This window comes from Leucobacter manosquensis, from assembly GCF_018304845.1.
GTDB lineage: Bacteria > Actinomycetota > Actinomycetes > Actinomycetales > Microbacteriaceae > Leucobacter > Leucobacter alluvii.
In genome coordinates this window covers 282,461-304,845 of record NZ_JAFEVO010000001.1, presented here as the reverse complement: position 1 = coordinate 304,845, position 22,385 = coordinate 282,461, and the positions used below count along the sequence as shown (strand labels likewise).

At 70.0% G+C, this 22,385-nt stretch carries 28 protein-coding genes; 15 read left to right on the top strand and 13 right to left on the bottom strand.

The genetic code is table 11. The features are described from left to right. Window positions 1-8 precede the first annotated feature (8 nt). Genes JSQ98_RS14900 through JSQ98_RS01465 form a run of 3 tightly spaced genes read right to left on the bottom strand, consistent with a single transcriptional unit; the run spans window position 9 to window position 2,235 of the window. Complete coding sequence (locus JSQ98_RS14900) at window positions 9-266, bottom strand: hypothetical protein (protein WP_249290675.1); 258 nt, start codon at window positions 264-266, stop codon at window positions 9-11. Next, on the bottom strand, window positions 266-1,669 hold the full coding sequence (locus JSQ98_RS01470; protein ID WP_249290673.1) for an adenosylhomocysteinase: 1,404 nt from the start codon (window positions 1,667-1,669) through the stop codon (window positions 266-268). The genes JSQ98_RS14900 and JSQ98_RS01470 overlap by 1 nt, the downstream gene beginning before the upstream one ends. After that, complete coding sequence (locus JSQ98_RS01465; protein WP_211648044.1) at window positions 1,666-2,235, bottom strand: hypothetical protein; 570 nt, start codon at window positions 2,233-2,235, stop codon at window positions 1,666-1,668. The genes JSQ98_RS01470 and JSQ98_RS01465 overlap by 4 nt, the downstream gene beginning before the upstream one ends. Window positions 2,236-2,293: 58 nt before the next feature. Here JSQ98_RS01465 and JSQ98_RS01460 point away from each other — a divergent pair, with 58 nt between their 5' ends. Continuing rightward, the gene (locus tag JSQ98_RS01460; protein ID WP_211648043.1) at window positions 2,294-2,638 is read left to right on the top strand and encodes a GNAT family N-acetyltransferase; all 345 of its coding nucleotides are present in this window, start codon (window positions 2,294-2,296) and stop codon (window positions 2,636-2,638) included. 48 nt (window positions 2,639-2,686) lie between these two features. On the opposite strand, the gene JSQ98_RS01455 is transcribed toward JSQ98_RS01460, so the two are convergent. After that, a complete protein-coding gene (locus tag JSQ98_RS01455; protein WP_200329365.1) occupies window positions 2,687-3,352 on the bottom strand; it encodes an asparagine synthase in 666 nt (221 codons plus the stop codon). A gap of 238 nt (window positions 3,353-3,590) precedes the next feature. On the opposite strand from JSQ98_RS01455, the gene JSQ98_RS01450 reads away from it, so the two are divergent. Both JSQ98_RS01450 and JSQ98_RS01445 read left to right on the top strand, forming a co-directional pair. Further along, the gene (locus JSQ98_RS01450; RefSeq protein ID WP_090148089.1) at window positions 3,591-3,911 is read left to right on the top strand and encodes a DMT family transporter; all 321 of its coding nucleotides are present in this window, start codon (window positions 3,591-3,593) and stop codon (window positions 3,909-3,911) included. A gap of 1 nt (window position 3,912) precedes the next feature. After that, window positions 3,913-4,305, top strand: coding sequence for a DMT family transporter (locus JSQ98_RS01445; RefSeq protein ID WP_090148087.1), 393 nt, complete (start codon window positions 3,913-3,915; stop codon window positions 4,303-4,305). Here the strand turns inward: JSQ98_RS01445 and JSQ98_RS01440 are convergent. Genes JSQ98_RS01440 through JSQ98_RS01430 form a run of 3 tightly spaced genes read right to left on the bottom strand, consistent with a single transcriptional unit; the run spans window position 4,280 to window position 7,397 of the window. Then, window positions 4,280-4,990 carry a metal-dependent transcriptional regulator gene (locus JSQ98_RS01440; RefSeq protein ID WP_211648042.1) on the bottom strand — a complete coding sequence of 237 codons (711 nt, stop codon included), beginning with the start codon at window positions 4,988-4,990 and terminating at the stop codon, window positions 4,280-4,282. The genes JSQ98_RS01445 and JSQ98_RS01440 overlap by 26 nt on opposite strands. 38 nt (window positions 4,991-5,028) lie before the next feature. Beyond that, window positions 5,029-6,570, bottom strand: coding sequence for a MocR-like pyridoxine biosynthesis transcription factor PdxR (pdxR, locus tag JSQ98_RS01435; protein ID WP_346728696.1), 1,542 nt, complete (start codon window positions 6,568-6,570; stop codon window positions 5,029-5,031). After that, on the bottom strand, window positions 6,567-7,397 hold the full coding sequence (locus JSQ98_RS01430) for a DNA-methyltransferase (protein WP_211650353.1): 831 nt from the start codon (window positions 7,395-7,397) through the stop codon (window positions 6,567-6,569). Before JSQ98_RS01430 ends, pdxR begins: the two co-directional genes overlap by 4 nt. A gap of 111 nt (window positions 7,398-7,508) precedes the next feature. On the opposite strand from JSQ98_RS01430, the gene JSQ98_RS01425 reads away from it, so the two are divergent. Continuing rightward, window positions 7,509-7,865, top strand: a complete 357-nt coding sequence (locus JSQ98_RS01425; protein ID WP_090148082.1) for a VOC family protein — start codon at window positions 7,509-7,511, stop codon at window positions 7,863-7,865. A gap of 29 nt (window positions 7,866-7,894) precedes the next feature. On the opposite strand, the gene JSQ98_RS01420 is transcribed toward JSQ98_RS01425, so the two are convergent. After that, window positions 7,895-8,593, bottom strand: a complete 699-nt coding sequence (locus JSQ98_RS01420; protein ID WP_090148080.1) for a WYL domain-containing protein — start codon at window positions 8,591-8,593, stop codon at window positions 7,895-7,897. A 73-nt stretch (window positions 8,594-8,666) separates the two neighbouring features. Between JSQ98_RS01420 and JSQ98_RS01415 the strand changes: the two genes are divergently transcribed. Next, window positions 8,667-9,407 carry an alpha/beta fold hydrolase gene (locus JSQ98_RS01415; protein WP_200329377.1) on the top strand — a complete coding sequence of 247 codons (741 nt, stop codon included), beginning with the start codon at window positions 8,667-8,669 and terminating at the stop codon, window positions 9,405-9,407. On the opposite strand, the gene JSQ98_RS01410 is transcribed toward JSQ98_RS01415, so the two are convergent. Both JSQ98_RS01410 and JSQ98_RS01405 read right to left on the bottom strand, forming a co-directional pair. Then, window positions 9,384-10,529 (bottom strand): enoyl-CoA hydratase/isomerase family protein, encoded by a 1,146-nt coding sequence (locus JSQ98_RS01410; RefSeq protein WP_211648041.1) that lies wholly within the window; start codon window positions 10,527-10,529, stop codon window positions 9,384-9,386. The genes JSQ98_RS01415 and JSQ98_RS01410 overlap by 24 nt on opposite strands. A 38-nt stretch (window positions 10,530-10,567) precedes the next feature. Next, window positions 10,568-11,890 carry an MFS transporter gene (locus JSQ98_RS01405; RefSeq protein ID WP_211648040.1) on the bottom strand — a complete coding sequence of 441 codons (1,323 nt, stop codon included), beginning with the start codon at window positions 11,888-11,890 and terminating at the stop codon, window positions 10,568-10,570. 260 nt (window positions 11,891-12,150) lie between these two features. On the opposite strand from JSQ98_RS01405, the gene JSQ98_RS01400 reads away from it, so the two are divergent. From JSQ98_RS01400 to JSQ98_RS01375, 6 genes are all read left to right on the top strand, one after another. Beyond that, the gene (locus JSQ98_RS01400; protein WP_211648039.1) at window positions 12,151-13,017 is read left to right on the top strand and encodes an LPXTG cell wall anchor domain-containing protein; all 867 of its coding nucleotides are present in this window, start codon (window positions 12,151-12,153) and stop codon (window positions 13,015-13,017) included. Between the two features lie 111 nt (window positions 13,018-13,128). Beyond that, on the top strand, window positions 13,129-14,013 hold the full coding sequence (locus JSQ98_RS01395) for an LCP family protein (RefSeq protein ID WP_211648037.1): 885 nt from the start codon (window positions 13,129-13,131) through the stop codon (window positions 14,011-14,013). A gap of 79 nt (window positions 14,014-14,092) precedes the next feature. Continuing rightward, the gene (locus JSQ98_RS01390; RefSeq protein ID WP_211648035.1) at window positions 14,093-14,929 is read left to right on the top strand and encodes a DUF3097 family protein; all 837 of its coding nucleotides are present in this window, start codon (window positions 14,093-14,095) and stop codon (window positions 14,927-14,929) included. Window positions 14,930-15,044: 115 nt separating this feature from the next. Next, on the top strand, window positions 15,045-15,926 hold the full coding sequence (locus JSQ98_RS01385; RefSeq protein ID WP_346728695.1) for an arginase family protein: 882 nt from the start codon (window positions 15,045-15,047) through the stop codon (window positions 15,924-15,926). After that, window positions 15,926-16,288, top strand: a complete 363-nt coding sequence (locus tag JSQ98_RS01380) for a Fe-S oxidoreductase (protein ID WP_211648033.1) — start codon at window positions 15,926-15,928, stop codon at window positions 16,286-16,288. Before JSQ98_RS01385 ends, JSQ98_RS01380 begins: the two co-directional genes overlap by 1 nt. A 9-nt stretch (window positions 16,289-16,297) precedes the next feature. After that, a complete protein-coding gene (locus JSQ98_RS01375) occupies window positions 16,298-17,248 on the top strand; it encodes an alpha/beta fold hydrolase (protein WP_211648031.1) in 951 nt (316 codons plus the stop codon). A 3-nt stretch (window positions 17,249-17,251) separates the two neighbouring features. Here JSQ98_RS01375 and JSQ98_RS01370 read toward each other — a convergent pair whose 3' ends face one another. Together JSQ98_RS01370 and JSQ98_RS01365 are read right to left on the bottom strand one after the other, a co-directional pair. Then, window positions 17,252-17,509 carry a zf-HC2 domain-containing protein gene (locus tag JSQ98_RS01370; protein WP_090148037.1) on the bottom strand — a complete coding sequence of 86 codons (258 nt, stop codon included), beginning with the start codon at window positions 17,507-17,509 and terminating at the stop codon, window positions 17,252-17,254. Continuing rightward, the gene (locus JSQ98_RS01365) at window positions 17,506-18,120 is read right to left on the bottom strand and encodes a sigma-70 family RNA polymerase sigma factor (RefSeq protein WP_090148034.1); all 615 of its coding nucleotides are present in this window, start codon (window positions 18,118-18,120) and stop codon (window positions 17,506-17,508) included. Before JSQ98_RS01365 ends, JSQ98_RS01370 begins: the two co-directional genes overlap by 4 nt. Window positions 18,121-18,164: 44 nt before the next feature. On the opposite strand from JSQ98_RS01365, the gene aroA reads away from it, so the two are divergent. From aroA to bcp, 3 genes are all read left to right on the top strand, one after another. Next, window positions 18,165-19,679 (top strand): 3-phosphoshikimate 1-carboxyvinyltransferase, encoded by a 1,515-nt coding sequence (aroA, locus tag JSQ98_RS01360; protein ID WP_211648029.1) that lies wholly within the window; start codon window positions 18,165-18,167, stop codon window positions 19,677-19,679. A 4-nt stretch (window positions 19,680-19,683) separates the two neighbouring features. Then, window positions 19,684-20,742 carry a ribosome small subunit-dependent GTPase A gene (gene rsgA, locus JSQ98_RS01355; protein WP_090148029.1) on the top strand — a complete coding sequence of 353 codons (1,059 nt, stop codon included), beginning with the start codon at window positions 19,684-19,686 and terminating at the stop codon, window positions 20,740-20,742. Between the two features lie 62 nt (window positions 20,743-20,804). Next, window positions 20,805-21,278 carry a thioredoxin-dependent thiol peroxidase gene (gene bcp, locus JSQ98_RS01350; RefSeq protein ID WP_211648027.1) on the top strand — a complete coding sequence of 158 codons (474 nt, stop codon included), beginning with the start codon at window positions 20,805-20,807 and terminating at the stop codon, window positions 21,276-21,278. 17 nt (window positions 21,279-21,295) lie between these two features. Here the strand turns inward: bcp and JSQ98_RS01345 are convergent, their stop codons facing one another. Beyond that, on the bottom strand, window positions 21,296-21,718 hold the full coding sequence (locus JSQ98_RS01345; RefSeq protein WP_249290671.1) for a hypothetical protein: 423 nt from the start codon (window positions 21,716-21,718) through the stop codon (window positions 21,296-21,298). 190 nt (window positions 21,719-21,908) lie between these two features. Here JSQ98_RS01345 and JSQ98_RS01340 point away from each other — a divergent pair, with 190 nt between their 5' ends. After that, window positions 21,909-22,157, top strand: coding sequence for a WhiB family transcriptional regulator (locus JSQ98_RS01340; protein ID WP_010156721.1), 249 nt, complete (start codon window positions 21,909-21,911; stop codon window positions 22,155-22,157). Window positions 22,158-22,385 lie beyond the last annotated feature (228 nt).

Genomic DNA, 22,385 nt, shown 5'->3' with positions numbered 1-22,385 from the left:
GCAAGAGTCTAGGGCTTCGGCGCCTCAGCGCTCGCCGCGCCCGGCTCCGGGCCCCGTGCGCGGTACCGGTGCACGGTCCAGGGCTGGGCGGCTCCCCCTGCACGCGTCGTTCCGGGCGACGGGTCGACCTCGCCGTGCAGCGCCGCGAGAGCTGCCGCGGCGACACGACGCTCGTCGGTCTCGGAGAGCCGGTGCACTCCCGGCTCCTGGGGGGTCTCGATCAGCCTGGCCAGCGCTGCGAGCTGCGTGGCGAATGAGAGATCCATCACTTCGATGGGGTTGCCCTCCCCCGCCGTGTAGTTGATGCCGCCGCCGCCGGCGAGCACGAGCACCGTCGGGGCGCCGGGGGCTGCCGGAGCGGTCCATGCCGTTGCGCTCGGCGCGATGAGTCGCTCACGCCAGCCGGCGTCGCGCATCTCGTCGAGCGCGATCTCGTCGTCGATACCGCCGGCGACTGCGACCACCGCGCCGTCGCGCAGCGTCGAGATCGCTGCCGCATCAAGGTGTGCCAGACGCCCGTCGCACTCACCACGACGTCGGCCTCGGGAAGCGCGGTCGCGCGCGTCGCCGCTTCGTAGCCGTCGTGCAGCGCGGCGAGCGCGCGCACCGGATCTCGCTCCACGACGACGACGTCGGCTCCCAGCGCAGCGGCGAATCGGGCGACCCCTTGGCCTACGGGGCCATAGCCCAGCACGGCCCAGCGGGTTCCGGCGATTCCCCCGTACGGACGCCGATCGCGGGCGTCGTCGAGCACGTCCGCGATCGCGAACACGCACGATTGCCCGGTGCCCACCAGATTGTCGAAACCTGTCTTCGTGCGGGCGTCGTTGACGGCGATCACCGGAATGCGCAAGTCTCCGAGCGCCCCCATCTCACGCACGGGACGCACGCCGCTCGTGGTCTCTTCCGCCGCGCCTCGCAGCCGCGCCAGAGCCGCCGTGCGCTCGCTGTGCGCGAGACGGATGAGATGGGCACCGTCGTCGATCAGGAACTCCGGGCCCCAGTCGAGGATCCCGGCCGCGTGCTCGGCGTCCAGCGACTTCGCGGATTGCTCCCGGTCGGCGGTGCGGGGTGCGAACACCGAGATGCGCTCGTCGCGGGCGAGCTCCTCCGCGATGCTCGGATCCGTCTCTGAGACCGCGCTGAACACCGCCACGGCGCAGCCGGCGTCGGCCAGCACTCTGGCGAAGGCCGCGGTTTTCGGTTCGAGCACGAGGCTCACAGCGACGCGCACGCCCGCGTGCGATCCACCGGCGACGAGGTGCTCCGCAAGCCGGGCGGTGGTCGGCATTCCCGCCGCGGCCCAGGCGATGCGAGACGCCGCGCTTCCGCCCCTCGGTGATCGCACCGAACCGTCCAAGCCCACGACGAGTGTCGGCAACCCGGCTCCCGGCTGGGGCACCGTGCCGAGAGCACTGCGGAGAGCACTGTCGAGGTCGCCCGTGACGCTCTCGACGAAGCTGAACTCCACGTCGTCACCGATGGGCCGCAGCCGGGCTCCCATCGCGCGCAGCGCCGTCACTAGGGCGGTCCGAACCGGACCTGGCTCCAGGTCTACGGACGCCGTCGACGCCGCGATGAGGCGGTTTCCGGATCGCGCGGCCAGCCGGATCGCGCGTTCGACCGCCAGATTCACCTCGGATACGTTCGGCAGATCGTCGGGTGTCATCGGGTTGCTCCTCCGTCTTCCGCGGTGCCGGCATCGTCGTCGTTCTCCCGCCATGCCGCACACGCGGCATCGGCGTCGGCCGGCAGCTCGAGCGCCGCGCGGGCCTCCGACGCGGCGGCCCCGATGTCGTCCACGCCCTCCCAGCGGTAGTCGACCGCCTGCGCGGCCGGGAGCGCGGCGACGCGTTTCGCCTGCGCCTGATCCGCTGCAAGCGTTTCCGCGACTGCGGCCACCGGATCGCGCGCCGCGTCGGGCCAGGTCCGCTCCTCTGAGGTGAGCGACGTCGCCGCGGTGCCGCTCCGCTTCGCCACTTCCGTCATCGATGCGGCGAAGGCGGAGGTGCTGGCCGATTCTCCTCGCGCTTCGGCGAGCCTGAGCCGGTCGAGCTCGACGTCGGCCTCGTCCCAGGCCTCGTTCACCGGGCATACGGCCTCGAGGTAGACGGTGGCGGCGCGCGTCGGGGTGAGGGTTTCCGGCTCTGGCGGCGGCTCCGGAGCGCACCCGCTCACTCCGAGCACGAGCGCGGCGAGGCCGAGCAGGGTCAGGGAACGGCGGGCGGTACGCATCCTCTGAGAATACCGGCGCCCCCTCCAGGTTCCGCCCGTTGCGGGATAGGGTGGCGGCATGGCCAGATATCTGAATGAAGCGCAGGCGGCTGCCGACGGATTCACCATCACGCACGAGCCCGACCGCAGTCGCTACGCGATCACAGCGAGCGGACCAGACGGCGGGCGCGTCGTCGGCGAAGCCCACTACACCCTGCGGGGCGACGACGCCATCGATTTCGACCACACCGTTGTGGTCCCTGAGCTCCGCGGGACGGGCCTCTCCGGTCTCCTGGCGAACCGCGCCGTCACGGGTGAGGCGGTCGGCCAGCGCCGGGTGGAGGCGTCCTGCTCGTTCATCGACGGCTACCTGCAGCGCCACCCCGAGGTGCTCGGCGGTTCGGCGGGCTCGCCGGCCGAGTAGTCCCCGCGCTCAGCTCAGCAGCCTGCCTCGGACGCCGCGCAGTCGGAGTCAGGACTCCGGCGCGTCCCGGCCCTTGTCCTTGCGCTTGAACTTGCGCACCTTGGCCGGCGCCTCGGTGCGCTGCTGCACCAGAGCGGTCAGGTCCTTCTCGATGAGCTGCTGGATCCGCGCCTCGCGCTCCTCGCGGTACTCGTCGTTGTTGCCGCCGCTGTAGTACGGGTGCTCGGCCCGATCGGCGAGCGAGGTGCCGATCTCGTCCCAGGCCATCTCGCGTGCGCGCTCCGCAGCAGCGGTCAGGTACGCGTCGTCTGCGGCGCGATTGCGCAGCTCTTCGGCGACCTTCTCGTAGACTTCCTGACGGTGGCGCAGCGTACGGTTGTCATCGTTGCCGTAATCGGATTCGCTCCACGAGCTTCGCCCCGTGTCGCGGATCTCTCCGCGCATCCGAGAGATGTGCTTCGCGTCGCGCTCCCGCTCCTCGGCGAGATCGATCGTCGTCTCGCGGACCATGTCGATGATCTGATCAGCGTCGTAGTCGACATGCCGTTTCAGCGCGTTCATGATGATCGCGTTCTTCACCGTCATGCGCACCGCGACGTCGGCGACGAGCAGTCCCTGCTCCGTGATCTCCTCGACCGGCGCGAGCACGCGTCGAGGCAGTCGCCGTGGTGGGCGCGCTGATCCCCGCTTGCGCTTCTTCAGCCAGCCGAACACCGCACTCCTCTCGGGCCCTGACGGGCACCCCACCATTATCGCCTATGACGGGGCTTCGCACCGATCGGGCTTCTCCGCAACGCGCGGTGAACCGCTCCCGCTGGCCCATCGGGCGACCTGAGCAGCGCCTGGGCACCTCCGCGCTCGGATCGTGCGACACTGAAGACGACCCCGAGAGCAGGGGTGCGGACGAGGGAGCAGTACCCGCATATCGACGACTGCCAGAAGGACCGAACTCATGTCACTGGCATGGATACTGCTGATTCTGAGTGGAATGCTCGAAGCCGTGTGGGCGACCGCACTCGACGCTTCGAGAGGATTCCGCCGCTTCTGGCCGACCGCGCTGTTCGTGGTGAGCTACGTCGCCAGTATGGCGGGCCTGGCCTACGGCATGCTCGAGATCCCGGTCGGCACCGCGTACGCGGTGTGGGTGGGAATCGGCGCGGTACTCACCGCGGCCTGGGCGATGCTCACCGGCGCCGACCGGGCGAGCCTCATCCGTGTCGTGCTGCTCGCCGGGCTCATCGCCTGCGTCGTCGGCCTGAAGGCGGTGAGCTGAGATGGTACGCGCGATCCGCACCGCTTCACGTCGCGAGGCCCCTGCGCGCGCCCCGAAGGTCGCTCGACGAGCGCACTGGATCGTGCTGCTGGCGAGCGCGATCCTCGAATCCGTCTGGGCGCTCGCACTGCACGATTCCCGCGGGTTCACCGAGGTCGTACCGACGATCGTGTTCTTCGTCGCCAACCCGCTGAGCATGGTCGGCTTGGGCTACGCGATGCGCGGCATCCCCGTGAGTACCGCCTACGCCATCTGGACGGGGCTCGGGGCGGCGCTCACCGTCGGCGCGTCCCTGCTGCTCGGCACCGAGGCGCCCTCCGTGCTCAAGCTGGTGTTCCTCGCCGGGATCATCGGGTGCGTCATCGGGCTCAAGTTCGTGAAGGATCCGGCGTAGCCTCGAGCGACACCCAGACCGCTGCCGCCGCGGATGGTCCCAGACTCACGGAACCACCCGCGGCCGTGGCGTCGTCGCCGACGCGCACCGTGACCGTCTCGGAGTAGGGCTCGCCCGGCAGCACGTGCAGCACCGCATCGACGACGACGCCGCGAGCTGCGAAGAACTGCAGCATGCCGTTGTCGGCGTCGGAGATGCGCTCGACGCGCGCACGACTCGGCGCGGGGGCCGTAAGCAACTGCATCGCGTCGGGACGATGCACGGCACCGGTCGCGCTCGGTATCGGATCGCCGTGGGGGTCGCGCGTCGGATACCCGAGCACGCGATCCATGCGATCGATGAACTCGTCAGAAACGGCGTGCTCGAGGCGGTCGGCTTCGTCGTGCACCTCGTCCCACTCGTATTCGAGGTGACGCACGAGAAACGTCTCGAGGAGGCGATGCCGCCGAATCATCGCGACGGCATGGCCTCGACCGAGATCGGTGAGCGTGACGGTGCCGTAGCGGACGTGGCCGATGAGTTCGAGGTCTGAGAGCTTGCGAAGGGCATCGGAGACGGTGGAGAGCCGCACTCCAGCGGACTCGGCGATCGCGGAGTTCGACACGGGGGCGTCGGACCACTCCTGCAGCCCCCAGATCACCTTGAGGTAATTCTGCACGCTCGGAGACAGATCGTCGACACTCACCAGCCCAGGATAACCGCCCGCACCTCGTTCGCGGCGCGTCACACCTCGTCGAGGATCGCCCGGAGCTGCACGAGTGCCGCATCGAATGCGGCATCATCGTCACCGCCGACACCGATCACGAGGCCCGCCGTGCCGGTGCCGGAACCTGCCCGCTGCCAGTACCGCCCGAGGGCCTGAACACCGAGTGCGTCCACCGCGGGGTGCGCGACCACGGCGGCCTCCCGGCGGCGAGCGCGCTCGGGCTCGCCCGCGAACTCGATCACCGCATGCAGTCCCCCGTCCATGGGCCGTACGCGCGCGGCGCGTGCTCCTGCAAGCCGCTCGGAGACGAGATCGCGGCGAGCAGCGTACCGACGCAGCATCCGAGCGGTATGGCGTCGAAGCTCACCGCTCGCGAGATAGGCGGTGAGCGCCGACTGCACGACGGTCGACACCGTTCCGCCGAGGTCGCGTCGCACCGGCTCGATGAGCGCCCGCAACCCCGCCGGGGCGAGAAGGTATCCGGCGGAGAGCGCGGGCGTGATCGTGCGCGAGAAGGTTCCGAGCAGCACGACGACGCCGTTCTCCGGGTCGTCGAGGGCCGCGAGCGTGGGCAGCGGTGTGCCGGTGTATCGCAGCTCCGAATCGAAGTCATCCTCGATGATCACGACCCCGTTGCGCCTGGCCCAGGCGAGAAGGCCGCGTCGGCGGGCGAGCGGCAGCGAACCTCCCAGAGGGTATTGATGGCTCGGCGTCACGATGACCGCGTCGAGCATCCCGTCGGGAAGCCGACCCGTATCGAGCCCGAGACCGTCGGCGGGGAGTGCGACGATGGTCGCGCCCGCCCGGGAAGCGGCCCCGCGCAGAGACGGCAGCCCCGGATCCTCGACGCCCACGACGAGGGTTCGCCCCCGCGTCGCGCCGAGGGCCGCGAGCAGCAGCCAGAGCCCGTCGCGCGTTCCGGCGGTGACGAGCACGTCCGCCGCCGAGCGGGAGGTACCGCGCATGCGTCGCAGGTGCTCCGCGATCTCGCCGCGCAGAGCCGGGTCCCCGAGCGGCGGTGCGAGGACTTCACCCCCCGCCACGTCGGCTGCGGCGGTGCGCCATGCGGCCCGCCACGCCGAGCCGACGACGCCGTCGGTGATCGGGGCGCCCGGGGCGAGGGGGGCTGGGCGTTCAGCGCCGACGGGCGCATCCGCCGGCATCATCCGCGTGCCGGCGGATGCCTGCCGTGCCGCGTCGCGGTCGCCGCGACTCGCGCGATCCTCGGTCTCGGTCTGGGTACGCGCCAGGTCCGGATGCACGAGCGTGCCCCGCCCCTGGGACGGCGACAGGTAACCCTCCGCGATGAGCTGCTCGTACGCCGCGACGACCACGCCTCGCGCGACGCCGAGACGCCGGCTCAGTTCTCGCGTCGCCGGCACGGCCTCCCCCGGGCGCACCAGTGCGGCATCGATCGCCTCGCGGAGTGCGCTGGCGATCTGCACCGGCAGTGGGAGGTTGGAGGCGCGGTCGATCTGCACCGGCAGACCGCTCGCGGCCCGGTTCCGAGCGAAGCCGTTCGGCTCCCCAGGGGCGCTGGCGGGTGTCTTCGCGCTCACGCGAACAGCGCCCCCGTGGCGCTGAGTCGCCCGCGCATGACGTCGAGGGCCTCCGGGTTCTCGTCGATGAGGAGGAACTTGCGCTCGAGTCGCGCCGCCGCATCCCCGGTGGTGCCGCTGCCCGCGAAGGGGTCGAGCACCCAGTCGCCTGGCCGCGTGGACGCCTGGATGATGCGGCGCAGGATCCCGACGGGCTTCTGGGTCGGGTATCCCGTGCGCTCTCCCCCGGTCGGCGACACGATGGTGTGCCACCAGGTGTCGGTCGGCAGCTTGCCGAGAGCGGCCTTCTCCGCTGTCACGAGGCCAGGAGCCATGTACGGTTCGCGATCCACCGCCTCGGCGTCGAAGTAGTACCAGTCCGGATGCTTCGCGTAGACGAGGATGTTGTCGTGCTTGGCCGGCCACCGCCGTTTCGACCGCGCTCCGTAATCGTAGGCCCAGATGATCTCGTTGATGAAGCACTCCGGCCCGAAGAGCGCGTCGAGCAGCACCTTCGCATAGTGCACTTCTCGGTAGTCGAGATGCAGATAGAGCAGGCCGTCGGGCGAGAGCAGGCGCCAGGCCTCCTCGAGACGCGGTTCGAGGAAGTCCCAGTAGTCGGCGAATCGATCGTCGTAGCTGAGCGTCGTCTCGCGCGTCACGCGGTACCCCTGTCCGCGGAACCCCAGCCGGTCGCCCGCAGCGGCCTCGAGCGGACCCGCGACACGGGTGCCCCGGACGCGCTCGGCCTGTCGGGATCGCCCCGTGTTGAACGGCGGATCGAGGTAGGCGACGGCGAAGGCCGCGGTCGGCAGTGAGCGCAGGATCGGCAGATTGTCGCCCTGCATCACTCGACTCGGCCCGGTCGCGTTCCAGGGGTCACTCACCGTCTCAGGCTACCGGCCTTCGGCGGAACGCCGTAGCGTGGGAGGCGGCGTACGACGACGAACGGGGCGGGCATGATCGGTTTGAGCATGATCACGATGGATACGACGGATCCGCGCACGCTCGCGGGCTGGTGGGCGGAGCGCCTCGGCGGCGAGATCGTGCACGAGGCCGACGGGTGGTTCTGCATCGTGCGGGCGCCGCAGCTGCCCGCCGCACTCGGCTTCCAGAAGGTCGACGACCCGGGCGCGGGGAAGAACCGCTTGCACCTGGATTTCGACATCGACTCTTCGGTCGACCGTGCTTCCCTCGTCGATGAGTGGGTGGAGGCGGGAGCGACGCACCTCGGGCGCCGCGGCGAGGCCGGGCTCGCATGGGATACGTTCTCGGATCCCGACGGCAACGAGTTCTGCATCGGCGACCCCCACTAGCCCTGCCGAGGCGGGGAGGCGTGCGGGGTTCATCCGCGAGGTCGGTGCACCGGCCTCGCGGTCGCCGGAGGGGCGCCGACCTCCGCTACCGAGTGCCCGGTGCAGTTCTCTCCGGTCACGCTGGCGCGCTCGATGCGCGTCACGGCGAACCAGCGCACGGCGTCGCGCAGACGACACCATCCCACCAGGTACCAGCGTCCGTTCGTCGACGCGAAGAGCACTGGTTCGACGTCGCGGGTCGTGGTGACGCCGTCGCCTGACACGTACGTCATCCTGAGCACGCGCTGATCGGTCATCGCCGCCTCGAGTGCTGAGGTGACGGCACGGGACCCCGTCGTCGGCGTGTCGACCCACACCCGGTGTGCGAGTTCGTCGACCCTCACCCGGGTCCGCGGATCGAGGACGTCGAGGATCTTCTGCATCCCGGCGGCGGCGAGATCGGCGTAGGGCGCGTCGGGTGCCGCCGACACCGCGGCGTGGAGCGCCACGGCCTGCGCCGGGGAGAGCATGACCGGCGGAAGGGAGGTCGCCGCAGCCCACCCGTAGCCTCCGCCCGGGCCTGGCCGGGACCAGATCGGGGCGCCGCTGCGCTCGAGTGCTGCGAGATCTCGCTTCACGGTGCGCACGGAGATCTGGAACTCCCGCGCCAGCCGCTCGGCCGTGCACCCTCGGGATCCGCCGCGCCGCAATGATTCGGAGAGGGCGTGCAGTCGCTCTGCTCGCTTCACGATTGCGCTCGCTTCAGATTCATGACACAAATAGTGACACACTGCTGCCCAGCGCGGGGTCGAGACTGATCGCATGACATCTCATGCAAGCACCCCGACCATCATTCTCATCGCCGGCCACTGGCTCGGCGCCTGGGCCTGGGACGACGTCCGCGCGCACCTCGGCACCGACGATTCGCTCGTCGCCGCGATCACGCTCCCAGGCCTCGAAGCCGGTGACCCCGCACGGACAGAGGCGACGCTCGACGATCAGGCCGAGGCGATCCGAAGGGTGATCGCAGAGCTCGGAGGTTCCCGAGAACATCCGGTGGTGATCGTCGCGCACAGCGGCGCGAATGCTCCCGTGAGTCTCGTTCTCGACCACGATCCCGAGTTGATTCGCCGAGTCGTCTGGGTCGATTCGGGGCCGGTGGCACCGGGAAGCATCTTCGCTCCCGGACTCCCCGCGGAGGTGCAGGAGCTTCCGCTCCCGCCCTTCGACGTTCTTGCAGAGCAGGCGAGTATCGCTGGCTTGAGCGCTGACGTGCTCGCGCGGTTCCGCGACCGTGCTGTCCCCCAACCCGGCCCCGTGCTCCGCCAACCCGTCGCGCTCGTGAACGACGACCGTCGCAAGATCCCGACGACACTGATCTGCTGCTCGATCTCGGGCGCGCAGGTGCTCGAACTTGCCCGCGGGGGCAACGCCATGTTCGCGGAGGTCGCGGCCCTGGAGCACTGCGACGTCGTCGACCTTCCGACCGGGCACTGGCCGATGTGGAGCCGGCCGCGGGATCTTGCCGTTGCGATCCGGTCAGCCGCGTCCCGCGTCAGCTGAACGAGGCCGGCGCACCTCCAGGTCGAGCGGTTGTTCGTCTGCGTGCGCCTCCGGGTCGAGGATCCGAGCGAGCACAGCGTCGTCGAGATCCTCGATCCGTGCCGGCGACCACCGCGGGTTGCGATCCTTGTCGATGACCTGCGCCCGCACGCCCTCCGCGAAATCGGGCAGCGCGGCGAGCCTCCCGAGGGTTCGCAGGTCATCGGCCAGCACGTCAGCGAGCGCGAGCGCGCGCCGCCTGGTCCGGTCGAGCTGAGCGAGCGTGACCGCGACCGATGTGGGACTCATCGCGCGAACGACAGCGGCGAGGCGTCCCGCATCGGCGTCGTCGCTCGCTTCGAGTGCCCGGATCAGGCGGAGCGCGGCTCCTGTCGGATCCTCGGACGCCGGCGGTTCTTGGGCTCCGAACACTGACGCCGCGATGGGTGACCACCAGTCGCGGGCGTCGAGGATCGCCGAGGCCGATGCTGGCTCCGCCACGCCGTCCACGGCGGCCTGCGGATCGGCCCCTGCGGCGAGCGCCGCCTGCAGCTGCGGCAGCCGCTCCGCAGGTACGAAGACGTCCGCGAACCCGAGGGCGATCGCGTCGCCCGCCGCCATGTCTCCCGCCGAGACGGCGAGCATCTCGCCGAGCCGCTCCGGGGCCGCGGCGAGCAGGAGGTGGCCTCCGACATCCGGCACGATGCCGATCCGCGCCTCCGGCATCGCCAGGCGGCTGCGCTCGGTCACGACGCGGATCGCAGCGTGCCCGGTCAGTCCGATCCCGCCGCCCATGGTGATGCCGTCCATGATTCCCACGACCGGGGTTGCTGAGGTGCTGATCGCGTAGTCGAGCCGGTACTCGTTCGCGAGGATCGTCCGAGCCGAGCCCTGCGACAGTTCCTTGACGTCCCCTCCGCCGCAGAACCCGCGATCACCGGCCCCGTCGAGCAGGATCGCCTGCGAGCCGTCGTGCTGCGCCGCTGAGACCGCCGCCGCGAGCCGCGCGAACATGTCGCTGTTCAGGGCGTTGATCGCTCGCGGCCGATTCAGCGTGAGATGCGTGATCGCGCCCTCACGACGCACGAGCACGAGCGGTGTTTCATCGGAATCGAACGGATGCGACTGCGGTGCGGCACTCATCTCAGCACCGTATCATCGCCCCTTCCCCGGCCGCCGGCTCAGGGGGTGGGATGGCGCGCGTCGTATCGCTGGAATCCGGACGCCGTGCGGAGCAGCACCAGCATGACGCTGAGGATCACGATGCCTCCGAGGAGGGCGGGCGCCCAGAGTGCGACGAGCGTTGCGACGGCGCCCGCGAGCAGATCGCCGACTCTCGGGCCGCCGGCGACCACGACGTAGAAGATGCCCTGCATGCGCCCGCGAACGTCATCGGGGGCTGCCGTCTGGAGGATGGTGGTGCGGAACACGGCGCTGACGTTGTCGGCGGCACCGGTGCCCGCGAGGGCCACGCCGGCGAGCACGATGGCAGGGATGATCGGGTCATCGCTGCGCTCGGAGATGCCCGAGGTCGACGCCGTGATGAGCAGCACGAGACCGAAGCACGCGGTGCACGCCCCGAAGGCGGCAATGGCGAGCGTCACCGCGCGTCCCTGTCGCCTCACGGCGCCGAGCGGCCCGGAGAGGAGACCGCTCAGGAGCGCTCCCGCGGCGAACGACGCGGTGAGCGCCCCCACGGTCACCGGACCGCCGCCGAGCACGAGGGCCCCGGCTGCGGGGAAGACGACGCGCGGGGTGCCGAAGATCATCGCGACGAGATCCCAGATGAAGGTCGCACGCACATTGGGCGCTCGCCTCAGGAACTTCAGGCTCTCGAGGACGGAGCCGAGGCCCGGAGCGCTGCGACCGCCGTCCGGCGCCATGCGGGGCAGGCTGAGAATACCGACGAAGGCGCCGGTGAACAGCACGGCGTCGAGCAGATACGTCCACGGCACCCCGATGCTCGCGACGAGCACGCCGGCGACTGCCGGGCCGACGGTGATGGCCAGGCCCATCGTGATTCCGCTCAACGCGGCGGCGGCAGGCAGGAGCTGCGGAGGCAGCAGGCGGGGCAGGATCGCACCGCGCGTCGCCCCCATGATGGTGGCAGAAGCCGCGTTGACCGCGGCGAGTGCGTAGTAGGGCCACGTGGCCTGCACGTCGAGGAACGCGATCACGGTCATCGCGCAGATACTGACCCAAGCCGCGATGGCGGTGACCAGGGCGACGAGCCGTCGATCGAACGCATCGGCGAGCGCACCGCCCACGAATCCGGCCACGATCATGGGCCCGAGGGCCCACAGCGCGACGAGGGATACGGCGAGCGTGGACTGCGTGAGCTCGAAGATGTGCAGCCCCACCGCGACGATCGTCACCTGCGCACCGATCTGCGCGATCGACGTGCCCGTCCAGAGCTTCGCGAACGCGGGGCTCGCGCGGAGCGGCGTGGTATCGACGAGCAGCGAGCGCAGTCGGGTGCGTCGTTCGCCGGCCTCGGGTGTCACCGCCCTAATCTATCGCGCGGGATCGGCGGCGGCGAACCCCTCCGGTACGGGGGCCGGAGAAAGTGAGCCTGAATGCTTGCTCAATACCTAGCCACCGTCTACCGTTGACCTAGGCTGACGCTCCAGTGCACCTGCTGTGGCGAACAACTGCGCATCAACGGTGACGTGTTTGCCGGATATGCACGGGAGCGGTGCCGGGAGCAACACCCTCGTATTGCCGTAGTCGCGAAACATCATCACCCCATTACCTCGGAGGCAACATGAAGTTCTCGAAGAAGCTCGCCGGCGCAGCGGCGATCGGCGCAATCGCCGCGCTGACGTTCGGCGGAAGCGCTGCAAGCGCTGCCGAAGGCGACCCCATCACCTTGACGCCGCAGATCACGCTCGGTGCAGAGTCGTTCACCGTCACCGGCGCCGACTGCATCAACCCCGGCGGCACCCCGGGCGAGTTCGCGGCAGTGCTCGCGACCGACGATGTCGAGAACCCCGTCGTGCAGACCGGGATCGCGAACGCCGACGGCACCTGGAGCGCGACGATCGCCTCACCCGCCGAGAGCGGCGTCTACGAAGTCGCGGCGTACTGCAACCTCTACGTCGACCAGTTCGCCTACGCCTCCTCCGATCTGCTCGTCAGCGCCGAAGCCGGCGTGACGCTCGACGTCGCAGAGGCTCAGCACTTCGAGTCGTTCGGGTTCAGCGGCGCCGGTTTCGCGCCCTCTGAGAACGTGCGCGTCGAGTTCCGCCAGAACGGCGCGGTCATCGAGTCGCTCGGCACCGTCGCGGCGAACGAGGTCGGCGAGATCGTCGGAGACATCACCCTCGGAAACACGCTCGCATACGGCGCGTACGACGTCGTCTTCGTCGGCGAGACCAGCGGCACCGAGTTCGCGGCCCCGCTGGCCGTGACCGACGGCACCGTGGCTCCCGGCGCGCCCGCCGATCCGGGGAACGTCGGCGGCGGCGTGACGCCTCCCGCCCAGCCGGTCGGCTACACCCCGGGCGCGAAGCTCGCGAACACCGGTGGCGAGAACTTCGCACCGTTCGCGATCGCCGGTGGCGTCGCAGCCCTCGCACTCGGCGCCGGCGCTGTCGCACTGGGCCGCCGCAAGGCACGCGCTGCGGAGTAACAGCTGAAGAGCACTGCAACGCGAAACGCCCCCGATCCGGACGGACATCCCCGTCCGCGATCGGGGGCGTTTCGCCGCGCCGCGCGCATCGCCGCAGTCATCGCGCTCGTCGTGGTGCTGGCGCTGGGCGCTGCAGCCGCGGTGATCGCGACGCGCATCGATGCGGTCACCATGCCGCAACTCGACAGCGAGCACCAGGCGCAACGGAAGAGTTCGGGCGACACGGTGTATCTCTTCGTCGGCGCCGACTCGGGCATCGAGCGGGCTGCGACCGACATCCAGCGCGATACGCCGGACGGCCAGGCGCGCGCCGACGCTCTCGTTCTCGTGCGACTCGGCGACGACGGCACCGCATCAGCGGTATCGCTTCCGAGAGATCTGCTCTCGAGGGACGGGTACTTCGGCTCCATCGCACTCGCGCTCCTCGACGGGCCGGATGTGCTGATGGAGAGCGTGTGCAGCACGACCGGTGTCGCAGTCGACCGGTACGTCTCGATCGACGGGTCGGGTTTCGTCGAGGCGATCGACGCGCTCGGCGGCATCGAGGTGGACATCGAGTACCCGCTGCGCGATCCCGCAGCCGAACTCAGCATCGACACCGCCGGCACCCAGCGGGTCGACGGGGCGACCGCGCTCGGGCTCGTGCGTTCGCGTCACGGCGAGCAGTTCGTCGACGGAGCGTGGGTGAGCGTCTCCGAGAGCGAGGGGGCGCGGCAGCGCGCGCTCTGGTCGGCCCGTGTGCTCGACGGCGTGCGCTCTGCCCTCAGCGACGCCGACGTCGCCTCGTTGACGCGCGCCGTGTGGTCGGGCAGCGCATCCCTGAGCCTCGGCGGCGGCCTGCATCCCTTCGAGCTCGGACGTCTGGCGCGCGCTGAACTCGACATCCGCGAATTGCCGGCGGAGAAGATCGGTGACGGTCGAGCGCTGCAGATGAATGAGCAGAGCGCGTCCGTCCTCACGGACGCGGGCTTCCGCACGGACTGCTCGCTCGACTGACGGGGCAGGGTGCAGAGCGCTGCGATTCGACGGTCTTCTCACACGCGTGGCCTCGGTCGACAGCGATAAGCTCGATCGCATGTTTGACGACCGATACGATCTCGACCCCGTGGCGCGCATGAAGCCGCGGCGCGGTCCCGTTGAGCGGCGCGACGTGCCGCTCGCGAAAGGACTCGTGCTCGAGCACACCGAGTCCGAGTGGTGCGGAGCCGTCGTCGGTGCGCGCGAAGGGCTCGTGCAGCTCGAAGACTTCCGGGGCAAGGTTCGAGCCTTCCCCCTCGCCGACGGGTTCCTGGTCGACGGCAAGCCGGTGCGCCTGGTGCGGCCGACGGCACCGGCCGGCGCGCGCAAGCGCACAGCGTCGGGCTCCTTCGCGGCGCCTCAGCAGCGAGCGCGGGTGGCGATGCCCAGTCGCATCTTCGTCGAAGGCAAGCACGATGCCGAGCTCGTCGAGCAGGTGTGGGGCGACGACTTGCGCGTCGAAGGCGTCGTCGTCGAACTGCTGCAGGGCGCTGACAATCTCGAGCAGGTGCTCGCGGACTTCGCTCCCGGCCCCGATCGCCGCGCCGGGGTGCTCCTCGACCATCTCGTTCGCGGCAGCAAAGAAACCAGAATCGCCGACACCATCGCACGCGGGCCCCACGGCGACCATGTCCTCATCGTTGGGCACCCCTTCGTAGATATCTGGCAGGCCGTGAAGCCCGCCCGGGTCGGCCTGCAGGAATGGCCGACGATTCCACGCAGTATCGAGTGGAAAACCGGCATCTGCTGCGCTCTCGGCTGGCCGAGCGAGGAGCAGGCGGACATCGCTGACGCCTGGTCGCGCATCAGATCGCGCGTGCGCGATTTCCGCGACCTCGAACCCGAGCTCGTCGGGCGCGTCGAGCACCTGATCGACTTCGTGACGGTCGACTGATCGCCTCTCGGTCACCGCTGCACGATGTTCTCGCACCGCGGAACTCGGGCACCCCTCCGAGCCGCGGGCGTATCCTGAGCAGCAGTCGAAGCAGTGAATCTGCGAGGAGGGCGCCGTGGCACACCCAATGTTCTTTCTGATGCCTCAGTGGCAGGGATCGCCCTCTGCTCGGGCGATGCAGCTCGCGGAGGGCGCCGATCTCCTCCGTGAGGATCTGCCGGCTTCCGCGCTGCGCGAGGTGCCCGTGCCTCTCGAAGCCGGTGATGCGATGGGCACGCCCGTGGCCAGGCTCAGCAGCCTCGTGCGAGCCCGCGAGGCGGCTCGCACGGCCATCGAGCCGGCACTCGCCGATGGGCGAGCTCCGATCATTGTGGGCGGCGACTGCGCGACCTCTCTGCCGGGGCTCGAAGCGACGGCGCGCTCCGTCGACCGGCTCGCAGTGCTGTGGTTCGACGCTCACGCCGATCTGCAGCATCCCAGTACGTCGCCGTCGGGAAGCGCATCGGGAATGACCCTGCGGCACGCGCTCGGCGACGGCTCCCCCGACCTGGTCGCAGCGCCTACGATCGCTGCCGACGACGTCACCCTCATCGGAGCGCGGGCGCTCGACCCGGAGGAGGCGGACGAGCTGGAGCGTCTCGGGATCGCGGTGCTGCACGCAGACGCCGCTGAGACGGGTGCCGACTCGCTGCGCTCCGCGATCCTCGAGCGCATCGCGGGAGCCGACGGAGTGTACATCCACGTGGATCTCGACGTGCTCGACCCTGCCGAGTTCGGTTCAGTGCACTCCCCGGTCCCATTCGGGCTCTCCGTCGCGCAACTCACGGACGCCATTCGCGCGGCCGTCGCCGAGGTGCCGCTCGCCGGCGCCGCGATCTGCGAATTCGCGCCGGCGGACAGTCATCGAGCGGCCGAGGACCTGCCGACGGTGCTGCGCACGCTCGCCGCGCTCACCTCTGGCACCGGATCACGACCGGCACAGGCGGGCGCGGCGTGATGCCGGCGGGTCACCCGTGGCCGTTCGCTCGCCTGGGATACGCATATGCGACCTGTGTCGGATTCGTGTGGGGCGCGATCTGGAGTCGCGGCCGCATCGAGCGCCACGACGGCCTGTGGGTGTTTCGCGGCATGCCCCGCTGGACCTTCGGACGCGGTGGGAGCTGCGTCGGAGCGTGCTATCTGACGAACCAGAACGTCTCGGCGCGCGTGCTGCGCCATGAGCGCGTGCACCGCGCGCAGTGGCGGCACTACGGGATGGCGCTGCCAGTGCTGTACGCGCTCGCCGGCCGTGATCCTCTGCGCAATCGGTTCGAGATCGAGGCGGGTCTGCGCGACGGAGGGTACGTTCGCACTCCGTAGACTGGCCGGATGACTGCAGCGGCAGCGCCTCTGGCGTCCGACGACGAGTTCCGCTTCCTTGCCTTCGACGCTCGGCGGGTCGGACGCGCAGGGCCGCTTCCCGCGGTCGCGCGGATCGCGGTCGACGTCGCGGACCACCGCGCCGTCAGCGGCTTGGCCTTCGACGGTGGGCTTCCGCCGGAGATCGTCGCACTGCACGGCGCGGGCCTGAACGCGCACAGCTTCGATCCGACGCTCCTCGCCCTCGGGCGACCGGCGCTCGCCCTCGACCTTCCCGGGCACGGGCGAAGCGATTGGCGCAGCGACGGCGACTATCGGCCCGATGCGCTGGCCGCAGACGTCGTCGAGGTGCTCGAGCGCGTCGCCCGGCGGCCCGTCACCCTGCTCGGCCACTCCCTCGGCGGGTTGACCGCCGCGCTCGTCGCTGCGATGCGGCCCGACCTCGTGCGACGCGTCATTCTCGTCGACATCACCCCTGGCGTCTCACCCGCGCGAGACACCGGTTCGGTGCGCGAGTTCATTCAGGGTCAGCGCGATTTCAGCAGCATCGACGAGATTGTGCAGCGCGCCCAGCGATTCGGCATCGGCCACGAGCGCGCTGCGCTTGAGCGCGGCATCGCGCTCAACACCCGGCTCCGCCCCGACGGACGTCTCGAGTGGGCGCACCACCTGGCGCACCTGGAGCCGGCGCCGCGCACGGACGACGGCGAGGAAGCGCAGCCGTATGCGCCCATCTGGGGCGCCCTCGAACGACTCCGGTCGCTCGATGTTCCGGTGGCGCTCATCGCGGCGGACGCGGGCATCCTGTCGCGGCAGCACATCACGGAGTGGGAGGATCGACTCCCGAGCAGCGCGGTCGTCACCATCCACGGATCGCACAACCTGCACGAGGCCGCACCGCTGCGACTCGCCGAGGTGCTCGACGGCCTGCATGCGAAGCGGAGCGATGCAGCGACCTGACGGTCAGCCGACGAGTCCGCGATCCTCTGCGCGCAGACTGCGGAGAATGGCCTCTCGCAGGTCGACCGGCGGGCAGTTGCTGTCCCGCTCCTCCTCGCACGCCCGCTTCACGACATTCGTGAGCTTCTCGCACGCGTTCCGCTCGTCCTGGCACGACGGGCACGCCGCGATGTGCGCCCGGATCGGCGCTGATTCCTCGGCGCAGAGCTCGCCTCGGAGCAGCTCGTAGACATTCGCCTTGGCCTGCTCGCACTCATTCATCGCGCTGCTCCCTTCTTGGTCGGTTTCTTTCCCGCATTGAGTCCAACGCCCTGCTCGTTCGCGTATTCCCCGAGCGCCTTGCGCAATCGGGCCCGGCCGCGATGCAGGCGGCTCATCACCGTTCCGATCGGCACCTCGGCGATATCGGCGATCTCCTGATAGCTGAACCCTTCGACGTCCGCCAGGTACACCGCGATGCGGAAGTCCTCGGGAAGCGCATTCAGCGCCGAGGTGACCACCGAATCGGGCGTGCGGTCGATCGCCTCGGCCTCGGCCGATTGCGACGACATCGCCGTCGTCGATTCGGCGCCTCCGAGCTGCCAGTCCTCGAGCTCGTCCACGGCGCCGAGGAAGGGCTCGCGCTGCCGCTTCCGGTACGTGTTGATGTAGCTGTTGGTCATGATCCGGTACAACCACGCCTTGAGGTTCGTGCCCTCCTGGAACGAGGCGAATGCCGAGAACGCTTTGAGGAACGTCTCCTGCACCAGATCCTGCGCGTCCTGCGGATTCCGGGTCATCTTCATCGCTGCGCCGTACAGCTGATCGAGCATCGGAAGCGCCTCCGACGTGAAGCGCTGTTCCAGCTTCGCCTGTGCTGCGGTATCACTCACGCCCTCGATCCTACTGTCGAGTGCTGCGGGTAGACTCGATCCCGATGCTGATCGCGAAGATGAACCAGGGCAAAGACGGCGACGAGACCGGCACCGGCGAGGGCGTCGGCGAGGCTGCGGCGCTGTGGCCTGCGCCGCAAGCGGAGCGCGCGATCGACGCGACCGTTCCCCTGCCCGGCTCGAAATCACTCACCGGGCGCGAGCTCGTACTCGCCGCGCTCGCCGACGGACCGAGCACGCTCCACGCTCCGCTCCAGTCGCGAGACGCGGCGCTCATGATCGACGCGCTGCGCGCGCTCGGCACGGAGATCGAGGCGCTCCCGCGCGGCGAGTCGGCGGATCCCGACCTTCGCGTCACCCCGGCGCCCGAGCTGACCGGGTCGACGACCGTCGAATGCGGTCTCGCGGGTACCGTGATGCGGTTCGTGCCGGCGGTCGCCGCGCTCGCGCTCGGACCGGTCGCATTCGACGGCGACCCGTATGCGCGCAAGCGCCCCATGCGCCCCGTGCTCGACGCCCTGCGCGCGCTCGGGGCCGACATCGCTGACGAGGGCCGCGGCGCCCTGCCGTTCACGGTGCACGGCACGGGGTCGCTGCAGGGCGGGCGGGTCGAGCTCGACGCCTCGCTGTCGAGCCAGTTCGTCTCCGCCCTGCTCCTGGCGGGAGCGCGCTTCGAGAACGGCGTGCACGTGGTGCACACGGGCGAACGCCTGCCGAGCCTCCCGCACATCGAGATGACGATCGCCACCCTCCGTGCGCGCGGCGTGCGGGTCGACTCCCCCGCCGACGGCGAGTGGATCGTCGCTCCGGGCGCGATTCGCGCCATCGACGTGACCATCGAGCCGGACCTCTCGAACGCCGCCCCCTTCCTCGCCGCAGCGCTCGTCACCGGTGGTCGCATCACGGTGCCGAACTGGCCGAGCTCCACCACGCAGGTGGGAGATTCGCTCCGCACATTGCTCCCCGAGTTCGGCGCTGCGACGCACCTCGATGACGCGGGAGATCTCACCATCACTGCGACCGGGGCGATCTCGGGCGTCTCGCTGCACGTGCCAGAGGCCGGCGAGCTCGCGCCGACCCTCGTCGGGCTCGCCGCGCTCGCCGCTCACGGCACCGACGGCACCGACGGTGCCGCGAGCACCATCACGGGCATCGGGCACATCCGCCATCACGAGACCGATCGCATCGCGGCGCTCGTCGCCGAGATCAATGCGCTCGGCGGTGACGCGGTCGAGCTCGATGACGGCATCGAGGTACGACCCGCCCCGTTGCACGGCGGCGTGTGGCACAGTTACGCCGACCATCGCATGGCGACGACCGGAGCGCTCATCGGATTGCGCGTCCCAGGAGTCGAGATCGAAGACATCGCGTCCACATCGAAGACGCTGCCCCGGTTCACCGAGCTCTGGGGGCGCGCCGTCGCACCCCGCGAGGCGCTCGCCGAATCCTCGCGCGACGGTGTGGACGTCGCGTTCGAGCTCGGCGCCTCGGGCGGCGACGCCACGGCGCACGGCACGTCACTCGGCCAGGCCGCTCGCGGCTTCATCGCGGGGCTGTGAACGCGTGAGCTGGCTCACCCCCGACGAGGACGCCGACGACCCGTACGCCGAGTACGCCGACCTCCAGGTGCGTCAGCGCCCCAATCCGAAGGCGAACCGGCCGCGCACGAAGCGGCGCCCGGAGCACGCGGACGCGGTGACGGGCATGATCACGGCCGTCGACCGGGGGCGCTACACCGCGCTCGTGGAGACCGGCGCCGATCCGCAGGATCCGCGCGAGCGAACGGTTCTCGCCTCGCGCGCCCGGGAACTGCGCCGCACGCCGATCGTCATCGGAGACCGCGTGCACCTCGTCGGCGACACGAGCGGCGATACGGGCACGCTGTCGCGCATCGTCGCCGTGGAGGATCGCCGCACGCTGCTGCGACGCAGCGCAGACGACAGCGACCGGATCGAACGGGTGATGGTCGCGAACGCCGACCAGATGCTCATCGTCGTCGCCGCAGCGAACCCCGAGCCGAGGGTGCGCCTCGTCGATCGCTACCTGGTGGCCGCATACGACGCCGGCATCTCGCCTCTCATCTGCATCACCAAGGTCGATCTCGCAGACCCGGAGCCGTTCCTCTCGCACTTCGCGGCGCTCGAAGTGCCGGTGTTCCGCTCAGAACCGGATGCCTGGCCGCTCGCGGAGATCCGCGAATCCCTCGCCGGTCGCACGACGGTCTTCGTCGGGCACTCCGGCGTCGGCAAATCGACCCTCATCAACGCGCTCGTACCCGAGGCCGAGCGCGCCATCGGGCATGTCAACGAGGTCACCGGCCGCGGCCGCCACACGTCCTCATCCTCCGTCGCGCTGCGCGCTGCGACCCCCGGTGCCGCGAACGGCGCCGCCGGGTGGGTGATCGACACCCCGGGAGTTCGCTCCTTCGGTCTCGGCCACGTCACGACCGAAGGGATGCTGCGCGGGTTCACGGACCTGGCGGAGATCATCGAGGGCTGCCCGAGAGGGTGCACGCACCAAGACGATGCACCCGACTGCGAACTGGACGCCGCGATTGCGGACGGCCGCCTCGACGCCGCCGGAGCGGCACGCGTCGAATCGCTCCGCCGACTGCTCAAGTAGCCGGCGTGCGCTACTGCGCACCCTCCGGGCACGCCGAGGGAGCGCAGCGATAGGCTGGCCGTATGACTGATCGCGTAGTGCTCGAGCCCGACCAAGAGGCCCCCGACTTCACCCTCCTCGACCAGGATGGCAACACCCGTGCGCTGGCGCAGTACCAGGGCAAGCGGGTCATCCTCTTCTTCTACCCAGAGGCCATGACCCCCGGGTGCACCACTGAGGCCTGCGACTTCCGCGACTCGACGCTGCCGCTCGAGGCCGCCGGCTATCACGTGCTCGGCGTGTCGCGCGACTCGGTGGAGAAACTGCGCCGATTCGCCGACCGCGACGCACTCGAATACCCGCTCCTCAGCGACCCGGACGCCGCAGTGCACCGCGCATACGGCGCGTTCGGCGAGAAGAACAACTACGGGCGCATCGTCGAGGGCGTCATCCGGTCCACCTTCGTGATCGATGAGCAGGGCAGGATCGCCCACGCGCTCACCAACGTGAAGGCCACCGGGCACGTCGCGCGTCTGCGCAAGCTGCTCGACGTCTGACCCGCACGCGGCTCCTGTTACGCCCCGGAGGCGCCCTCGTCGATGACGGGGCGCTCGTCAGGGCGCGCGAGCACCGCCGCGATGAACCCCAGGAGAGCGCACGCGACGAGGGCGAAGCCGAACTGCCAGGTGCCGATGCCGAGCTGCAAGCAGCCGGTGCCCCCTGCGAAGAGCAGGACGTGGATGGTGAGGGCCGACCCGCGCACCCAGCTCGGACGCCCGCGCAGGGCCGCTACAGCCGTGATCGCCACCCAGGCCAGGGCGAGGACTGCCATGGCGACGATGCTGACGTTCTGCGCCACGGGTCCGACCGAGCCGAATGCCGCTGCGACGGAGAAGATCAGCACCCCGATGAGCAGCGCGCTCTCGAGCACCAGGAGCACGCGGAGCACCGCCCACCCCGCACGTGAACGAGGGTGATCGGGAGATGTCGGGGGCATTGCGGCTCGCTTTCCAGTCAATTGCGGGTTACCTATTGATTTGCATCTATTTCCGTGGAACTATATAACCCGTCGAGTTTCGCGCACGCCGACGTGAGCATTCTCAGCCACGTATTAGGTAGTTACGGCGCGAATTCTAGGCTATCCGGTCTCCGGATTGTTCGCGCGCGTGCGTTACAGAGGAGGACACATGGATTGGCGTGAACAGGCAGCTTGCCTCACCGTAGACCCGGAGCTTTTCTTCCCGGTCGGCAACACGGGGCCTGCGGTCGAGCAGATCGAACGGGCGAAGTCGGTGTGCGCTCGGTGCACCGTGACGGAGATGTGCCTGCAGTACGCGATGGACACCGGTCAGGATTCGGGCGTGTGGGGCGGCCTCAGCGAGGACGAGCGCCGCGCGCTCAAGCGCCGTGCGGCGCGCGCGCGTCGCGCTTCCTGAGCAGCTCACAGAGCCGAACGGCCCGTCCCCTCCTCGGAGGAGACGGGCCGTTTCTGTGTGTCGTGTCGTGTCCGCCGCTCGGGCAGCTCGACTCCCCCGGCCACCCGGCAGCTCACCCTCGCTCGCCCACGCGATCCGGCGTGACGCGATGCACGCGGCGTGCACGCACCCGCTCCACACCGGATCCCCTGCAGGAGCAACGCGACCCACGCACGAAGGGCCCATCCG

Bases quoted from the DNA above. Each gene is read 5' to 3' on its own strand.
- JSQ98_RS14900 (WP_249290675.1), bottom strand. From the start codon at position 266: ATGGATCTCTCATTCGCCACGCAGCTCGCAGCGCTGGCCAGGCTGATC.
- JSQ98_RS01470 (WP_249290673.1), bottom strand. From the start codon at position 1,669: ATGACACCCGACGATCTGCCGAACGTATCCGAGGTGAATCTGGCGGTC.
- JSQ98_RS01465 (WP_211648044.1), bottom strand. From the start codon at position 2,235: ATGCGTACCGCCCGCCGTTCCCTGACCCTGCTCGGCCTCGCCGCGCTC.
- JSQ98_RS01460 (WP_211648043.1), top strand. From the start codon at position 2,294: ATGGCCAGATATCTGAATGAAGCGCAGGCGGCTGCCGACGGATTCACC.
- JSQ98_RS01450 (WP_090148089.1), top strand. From the start codon at position 3,591: ATGTCACTGGCATGGATACTGCTGATTCTGAGTGGAATGCTCGAAGCC.
- JSQ98_RS01445 (WP_090148087.1), top strand. From the start codon at position 3,913: ATGGTACGCGCGATCCGCACCGCTTCACGTCGCGAGGCCCCTGCGCGC.
- JSQ98_RS01430 (WP_211650353.1), bottom strand. From the start codon at position 7,397: ATGCAGGGCGACAATCTGCCGATCCTGCGCTCACTGCCGACCGCGGCC.
- JSQ98_RS01425 (WP_090148082.1), top strand. From the start codon at position 7,509: ATGATCGGTTTGAGCATGATCACGATGGATACGACGGATCCGCGCACG.
- JSQ98_RS01415 (WP_200329377.1), top strand. From the start codon at position 8,667: ATGACATCTCATGCAAGCACCCCGACCATCATTCTCATCGCCGGCCAC.
- JSQ98_RS01410 (WP_211648041.1), bottom strand. From the start codon at position 10,529: ATGAGTGCCGCACCGCAGTCGCATCCGTTCGATTCCGATGAAACACCG.
- JSQ98_RS01400 (WP_211648039.1), top strand. From the start codon at position 12,151: ATGAAGTTCTCGAAGAAGCTCGCCGGCGCAGCGGCGATCGGCGCAATC.
- JSQ98_RS01390 (WP_211648035.1), top strand. From the start codon at position 14,093: ATGTTTGACGACCGATACGATCTCGACCCCGTGGCGCGCATGAAGCCG.
- JSQ98_RS01380 (WP_211648033.1), top strand. From the start codon at position 15,926: ATGCCGGCGGGTCACCCGTGGCCGTTCGCTCGCCTGGGATACGCATAT.
- JSQ98_RS01375 (WP_211648031.1), top strand. From the start codon at position 16,298: ATGACTGCAGCGGCAGCGCCTCTGGCGTCCGACGACGAGTTCCGCTTC.
- JSQ98_RS01370 (WP_090148037.1), bottom strand. From the start codon at position 17,509: ATGAATGAGTGCGAGCAGGCCAAGGCGAATGTCTACGAGCTGCTCCGA.
- aroA (WP_211648029.1), top strand. From the start codon at position 18,165: ATGCTGATCGCGAAGATGAACCAGGGCAAAGACGGCGACGAGACCGGC.
- bcp (WP_211648027.1), top strand. From the start codon at position 20,805: ATGACTGATCGCGTAGTGCTCGAGCCCGACCAAGAGGCCCCCGACTTC.
- JSQ98_RS01345 (WP_249290671.1), bottom strand. From the start codon at position 21,718: ATGCCCCCGACATCTCCCGATCACCCTCGTTCACGTGCGGGGTGGGCG.
- JSQ98_RS01340 (WP_010156721.1), top strand. From the start codon at position 21,909: ATGGATTGGCGTGAACAGGCAGCTTGCCTCACCGTAGACCCGGAGCTT.